Origin of the sequence: Nocardia sp. NPDC060220, assembly GCF_042727815.1 — a bacterium.
GTDB lineage: Bacteria > Actinomycetota > Actinomycetes > Mycobacteriales > Mycobacteriaceae > Nocardia.
In genome coordinates this window covers 1-6,388 of sequence record NZ_JBHWZY010000383.1, presented here as the reverse complement: position 1 = coordinate 6,388, position 6,388 = coordinate 1, and the positions used below count along the sequence as shown (strand labels likewise).

General features: G+C 68.1%; 5 protein-coding genes and 1 pseudogene. 1 reads left to right on the top strand and 5 read right to left on the bottom strand.

Annotation, left to right across the window (positions count from 1 at the left end; genetic code table 11):
- The 5 genes and pseudogenes from ACFWF3_RS20140 to ACFWF3_RS20120 form a co-directional block, all read right to left on the bottom strand.
- A partial coding sequence (locus ACFWF3_RS20140; protein WP_379314833.1) for a hypothetical protein occupies positions 1 to 128 on the bottom strand: 128 nt, incomplete at its 3' end.
- Between the two features lie 175 nt (positions 129 to 303).
- Positions 304 to 1,704: pseudogene (locus ACFWF3_RS20135) on the bottom strand (ABC transporter ATP-binding protein); the annotation flags it as partial.
- A gap of 65 nt (positions 1,705 to 1,769) precedes the next feature.
- Positions 1,770 to 3,542, bottom strand: a complete 1,773-nt coding sequence (locus tag ACFWF3_RS20130) for an ABC transporter ATP-binding protein (protein WP_379314831.1) — start codon at positions 3,540 to 3,542, stop codon at positions 1,770 to 1,772.
- The gene (locus ACFWF3_RS20125; protein WP_379314830.1) at positions 3,539 to 4,504 is read right to left on the bottom strand and encodes an alpha/beta hydrolase fold domain-containing protein; all 966 of its coding nucleotides are present in this window, start codon (positions 4,502 to 4,504) and stop codon (positions 3,539 to 3,541) included. Before ACFWF3_RS20125 ends, ACFWF3_RS20130 begins: the two co-directional genes overlap by 4 nt.
- Before the next feature lie 171 nt (positions 4,505 to 4,675).
- Positions 4,676 to 5,392 carry a hypothetical protein gene (locus ACFWF3_RS20120; protein WP_379314829.1) on the bottom strand — a complete coding sequence of 239 codons (717 nt, stop codon included), beginning with the start codon at positions 5,390 to 5,392 and terminating at the stop codon, positions 4,676 to 4,678.
- Positions 5,393 to 5,640: 248 nt separating this feature from the next.
- Here ACFWF3_RS20120 and ACFWF3_RS20115 point away from each other — a divergent pair.
- Positions 5,641 to 6,388: thiamine pyrophosphate-dependent enzyme (locus ACFWF3_RS20115; protein WP_379314832.1), on the top strand; the 748-nt coding region annotated here is incomplete at its 3' end.

The window sequence follows — 6,388 nt, the reverse complement described above, 5'->3', positions numbered from 1 at the left end:
CCACCCCGTCGTGCGGGGCGTCCGCGACAGCGGCCGGATCGTCGTCCTCGGTCGACCGTCTCCTCGAGCGTCTCCAGCGTGATCTCCTGCTCGTGCTTGGAGAGCGCCGCGCCCGCGGCGGCCTCCAGCGCGGTCAGCGCGCGGCGGGCGTCGCCCCCGGCGATCCGCAGCAGGTGCGGATGTGTATAAGAGACAGGTGCGCAGGCGATGGGCCACCATGACCACGGTTCGCCCTGCCATCAGGCGTTCGATGCCCTCGTGGACCGCGGCCTCGTTCAGGGGGTCGAGGGCGGAGGTCACTTCGTCGAGCAACACGATCGGGGCGTCTTTCAGGAGGGCTCGGGCGATCGAAACACGTTGACGCTCACCGCCGGACAGGAGGGTGCCCCCTTCGCCGACGTTCGTTGCCCAGCCGCCGGGGAGTCGGTCGATCACCTCGTCGAGGCGGGCCGCGGTGGCGGCGGTTCGCACCTCGTCGTCGGTGGCGCCGGGGCGGCCGAGGCGGATGTTGTCCTCGATCGTCCCGTCGAACAGGTAGACGTCCTGGAAGACGATGGCGAACTGGGCCATCAGTGTTTCGGTGCTGATGGAGCGCACGTCGACGCCGCCGATGCGGACGGTGCCCGCGTCGACATCGTAGAAGCGGGCGATCAGTTGCAGGAGAGTGGTTTTGCCCGCGCCGGACGGTCCGACCACGGCCAGCCGTTGTCCGCGGGGAATCGTCAGCGAGACCTCGTCGAGCACCGTGCGGGTGCCGTGCCGGAAGGTGACGGCGTCGAAGGTCAGGTCATGAGCCTGCGGTTCCAGGGGCGTACCGGGTTCCGGCAAGGTTTCGGTCCGCAGTAGTGCCTCGAGGCGCACCAGTTCGGATCTGGCACCGCGCAGCTGGCCGCCGAGATCAGCGAGGGACAGCAGCGGGTCGGCGCACCGAGCGGCCAGGATCAGGATCGCCAGGAACTCCGCCGCACCGATGTCTCCACCGAGGGCGAGATACGTGCCGAGGGCGAGCAAACCGGTGAACACCGCTTGTACCGCGAGCGAGAGGCCGAGAATTCCGGGCAGCGCCGTGAAGGCTCGGCGGCGCGAGGTGCGCGCGACTTCCTGGAGCGAATCGTCGAGCAGGTCGAACCGTTCCGCGGTCCGCCCTCCGGCTCGCAGAACAGGCTGGGCCTGCAGATATTCGATCACCCGTTGCGCGGCGTCGTGGTCGCGTTCGTGTCGCTGCGCGTCACCGACCTGCATCGCCCGCCCCGACCAGACCTGGATCGCCGCCACGATCGGCACCGCGGCGGCCGCGGCCAACCCCAGCTGCCAAGTGAACGCGAACATCACGACGATGATCGTCAGCGGCGCCACGGCCGCCGAGATGAGCGGCGCCAGCAGGTGTGCGAGCACGCTCAACGCCTGCAGCACACCGCGACTGGCGAGCACCGACACCTCACCCACCCGACCGGCCGTGTACCAACCGATGGGCAGTCGGGCCAGGTGGTCGCCGAGTCGGTGGTACACCCCGCGCAGCAGCGTGGTGCCGACGCGGAATCCGGACAGGTCACTGCGGTAGCGCAGGACGGCATAGAGGGCGACGGCACCACCCAGTGCGATCAGCCAGGGTCGGGCAGCGGCGGGGTCGTCACCGAACAGCGCCCGCAGGACCGGAACCAGCAGCGCATAGGACAGGCCCTCGGCGACCGCAGTGACCGTCATCAGCGCGACCGTGCGCCGAACCGGACCTGCGTAGTCGGCTCCGAGCACGCGCAACAGCAGGCGAATCATCGTGGGTCTCCCTGTAGTTCCGCGGTCACCGTGCGGTGCGCGTGCCAGAAGTCGGCGAATTTTCCCGGTCGGGCAAGCAGATCCGCGGGTCTGCCCTGTTCGACGATCGTGCCGTTGTCGAGCATCACGACGGTGTCGGCGTCGGCGATCGTTTCCAGCCGGTGGGCGATGACCAGAATGGTCCGGTCACGTCCCAGCGATGCCAGCGCCTGCCGGACGGCCTGCTCGGTCTGCGGGTCGGCGAAGGCGGTCGCTTCATCGAGGACCAGGACCGGAGTATCGGCGAGCAGGGCACGAGCCAGCGAAATCCGCTGTGCCTCACCGCCGGACAAGACCGCATCGTCGCCGATCACCGTGTCGTAGCCGTGCGGCAGTTCGAGGACGCGGTCGTGGATGTTCGCCAGGCGGGCCGCGCGCACCACGGCGTTACGGTCGGCACGGGGAACGGCGAGGGCGATATTGTCCGCGACCGAGGCTCGCAGCAGCCGCACGTCCTGGAAGACGAACGAGACCGTCCGATAGAGCTCACGGCTACCGAGTTCGCGCAGGTCGACGCCGCCGAGGGAGACCGTGCCGTGGGTCGGGTCGAAGAACCGCGGCAGTAGCTGGACCAGGGTGGATTTGCCGCTGCCCGACGGTCCGACGAGTGCGGTGACAGTGCCGGGCTCCAGTACCAGGTCGATCCCGCGCAGCACTTCGTGTTCGGCGTCGTAGCCGAAACGGACGTCCGCCCACCGCACGCGATGCCCCTGCGGCGTCCTCGGTCGGGTCGGCTCGGGCAGCGGCGCCTCGTCGAGTACGTCGCGTATCCGGCCTACCGCGCGCCGCGCGGCCTGGAGGTCGTCGAAACCGTGTCCGAGCGCCGCCACGGGGGCGGTGAGCCCGATACCGAGCAGCAGGAACGGCAACAGATCAGCCGGGGCCATTCCGCCGTTCGTGATCAGCACCGTGCCGCCGAGCAGCACCACCAGCAGCACGAACGGCGGCGACAGCGCCACCTGCATGCCCGCCGCGATGCCCGCCAGGCCACGCACCATCCGCAGGAAGATGTCGGCGAAATCCTCCGTGGCGGTGCGGAATCGGCGATGGGCGCGTTCGGACCCGCCGAAGGCCTTCACCACCGCGATGCCCTGCACGAACTCGACGACCGAGCCGGCGATACCACCCATGGCCGTGTCGAAATCCTGCTGTTCGCGCAGCCGGGTGGGGGTCATCATCAAGGGGACCAACGCGATCGCCAGCACCACCGGAATCAGGGTGATGAGCGTGAGCCGCCAGTCGACGGTGAACAGGTAGATCAGCGAGACCGACGGCACCACGAACGCGGACACCAGTTCGCCGGGCGCGTGCGCGATGAACGGGTGCACCGCGCTCACGTCGTCGCCGACGATCTTCGCCAGCTCACCGGTGCGTCGCCGCGCGAACCAGCCGATCGGCACCCGCCCCAGCTGATCGGCCAGTTGCCGCCGCAACGACAGCTGGACGCGATCGTCGAGGAGGTGCCCGACCGCCGAAGAGGCTGCGGTACCCAGTAATCGGACGAGCAGACCCGCCGCACCGGCCAGCACGACGAGCCACGCATGAGTGTGGTCGACCTCGCCGGGCGACAACAGGATTCGGCCCAGTTCGACTACGGCCAGCAACGGAGCCAGCCCCGCCACGGCCCCGACGACCTGCAGGATCGCCACCGCGCCGAAACTGCCGAGATACGGGCGAAGCAAGCTGATGAGACTCGTTGCCCGGGTGGATTGTTCACTGACGGTGGTCATCGACGCGCTCCAGAACGCACAGCCAGGTGGCTTCGCAGATGGTCGAGGATCTCCGCGCGGGCGGGTTCGGCGGCGGGGATCAGCCCCCGCATGCTCAGGAAACCGTGTGTCGCTTCGGGATAGCGGGTCAGCGTTACCTCGACACCCGCCTGCCGCAGACGATCGGCATAGGCGGGCGATTGATCTTCCAGCGGATCGAGACCGGCGGACTGGATGAGGGTGGGGGCGCACACGGCGAGGTCGTCGTGGAACATCGGCGATATCTGCCGCGCGTCGAATCCCTCGGGGAGCGCGATGCGTTGCACCGCACGGCAATTCGCGGGGGTCGCGGTAGGGCTGTCCGCATTCTCGGTGAACGAGGGATAGTCGAAGACCCCGTCGGTCCAATCGAGTTGGGGATTGATCAGTACCTGCGTCCGCAGGTCAGGAGTATCGAAGGCGGTCAGCGCCGCGAGAGTGGCACCCGCGCTACTACCGAGCAGCGCGAGCCGAGCACCGTCCGCACCCCACTCCCCCGCCCGCGCGACAAGAAGCGGTACCGCGTCGCGGGCGTCCTCGACAGCGGCGGGAATCGGATGCTCGGGCGCCAGCCGGTAGTCCACCGAGGCGACCACCGCCGGACACTCGGCAGCCAGGTGACTCAGCAGCCAATCGTCCTGCTCAGGAACCCCCGTGATGAACCCACCGCCGTGAAACGCGACGATCAACGGCAACCCCGAACCCCCGTGCACCGGCCGATGCACGCGAACACGCAGCGTGCGACCGGCCAGTTCGAGCGTGTGATCGGTGCCGAGCGCGCCCCGATCCGACCGCCCGGTGATGAACGTCCCGACAGCCGACCGACGCAACTTCTCCTGCGCCCCACGCCCCTCGACGACCTCCGCCAGGGTGATCGAATCCCAATCCGGCTCACCCTTCAGTGCGGCCAACACCCGCATCCGAACAGGAATTCTGCCTCGCATGATCTGCCTCCTGGCGCTCACTCACCGCCGCCTCCCGGCGGCGTAGAGCTACCCTGGCAGCCGCGACCACCACTGCGCTTTCGGAAACATGCGGTCACCCTCGCGAACAGGTGCTGCCGCAGCCTTTGCGCATTCGCGCGATCACCGATGTGCGGGAACCGTCGACGGCTGTCAGCCCAAGACCGCGCGTGGATCCGGAAGGTACATACCGGCTTTGCCGCGCACGGTACTCCACATCGCGAATCCCATCACCGGAGTGTTCTGGGCGATCATCATCTGCCGGTTGCTCAGATCGATAACCGCGGGTACCACGACGGTGCCGAAGCTCATCGCCTTGTTGGTGACGGCGCCGAAGCTGGCCGGGTGTACACGATCGGATATCAGCGCGGCGACGGCGCATGCGCCACCCTTCACCGCGAAGGCGCTCGGGCGCCGAATCGAGCGGGCGAATTCATCTACCTGCCTGGTGAATCCGGCGACGGTGGCGGGTGAGATCTCGCCCGCGTGGCCGACGCACACGGCCAGTTCGATCGGATTCAGCGAGCTCTTGATGACCGCACCGACGCCGATCAGCGACAGCACCGGGCCGACCCAATTCCGGCTCACCTGGAGCCCGCCCATGGTCATATGGTGAGCGACCGCCGCCAAATAGGCCTGCACCGCCGCGCTCTCCTGCGGTCCGACCTGCGGCGGAGCTTGCTGTGGCACAGCATAATTCGACTGCGGCGCACCGTATTGGGCAGGCGGTTGCTGATATTGCGGTTGCTGCGGCGGAAAACTCGGCTGCCCGTACGGCTGCTGCGGATACGGCTGCTGCGGCGGCGCCCCGAAAGGCCCCGGCTGCTGCGGATACCCCCACGGACCGCCCGGCCCACCTGACGTCGTCATAGCCCCTCCTTCACCGTCCCACCTGAACACCGGACACTACCGGCTGCCCGAACCACCCCAGCACTCCAGCTACGACTATCCCGGTTGCGGGATTCTTCCCCTGCCGGGTTCTCCCTGGATCCGGCCGGGCAGGCGCTAGCATCGGGTTCTTGGCATGCCGACGGTTCGGACGTCGACTCGACTGCGGGCGAGGAGTTGTTGCGGTGGCGCTGGGTTCGATTGACCTGGATGGGGCGTTTCGGGCCGCGATGGATGGTCTCGTCGTGTCCGATCGGATCGACGCGGTCGGGAGCATCGATGCCGCGTTCGGGGTGGAGTTGTTCGAATCCCAAGCTGCCAGTAGGCATCTCGATCTGGCGGCTCGGCGGTTGGGGGCCGCTCGGCAGGGTTTCTACAGCATCGGGTCTTCGGGACATGAGGGAAACGCGGCGGTGGCGGCCGCGCTGCGCGTCGATGATCCGGCGTTGTTGCACTATCGGTCGGCCGCGTTCTTCGTGCAGCGATGCCGCCAGATTCCGGGGCTGGATCCGATTCGGGATGTGCTGCTGGGGGTTGTCGCGGCGGCTGCCGATCCGATTTCCGGTGGTCGGCACAAGGTGATCGGCAGCGCGGCGGCGTCGATCATTCCGCAGACCTCGACCATCGCCTCACATCTGCCGCGAGCCGTGGGGCTGGCATTCGCGTTGGATCGTGCTGCGAAGCAAGGGATTTCGTGCCGATGGCCTGCCGATGCGGTGGTGGTGTGCAGTTTCGGGGACGCGTCGGCCAATCATTCGACGGCGGTCGGGGCGGTCAACGCCGCCCTGCATGCCGCCCATCAGGGTGTGCCGATGCCGCTGGTATTCGTCTGCGAGGACAACGGGCTCGGCATCAGTGTGCCCACCGCACCGGACTGGATCGAGCGCGCCTATGGTCCACGGCCGGGTCTCACCTACCTCGCCGCCGACGGCTGCGATCTACCCGATGTTCTCGGTGCCGCCGAAGACGCGGTGAATC

Excerpts from the sequence above, each read along its gene's own strand:
- ACFWF3_RS20120 (WP_379314829.1), bottom strand. The coding sequence starts at position 5,392 with ATGACGACGTCAGGTGGGCCGGGCGGTCCGTGGGGGTATCCGCAGCAG.
- ACFWF3_RS20125 (WP_379314830.1), bottom strand. The coding sequence starts at position 4,504 with ATGCGAGGCAGAATTCCTGTTCGGATGCGGGTGTTGGCCGCACTGAAG.
- ACFWF3_RS20130 (WP_379314831.1), bottom strand. The coding sequence starts at position 3,542 with ATGACCACCGTCAGTGAACAATCCACCCGGGCAACGAGTCTCATCAGC.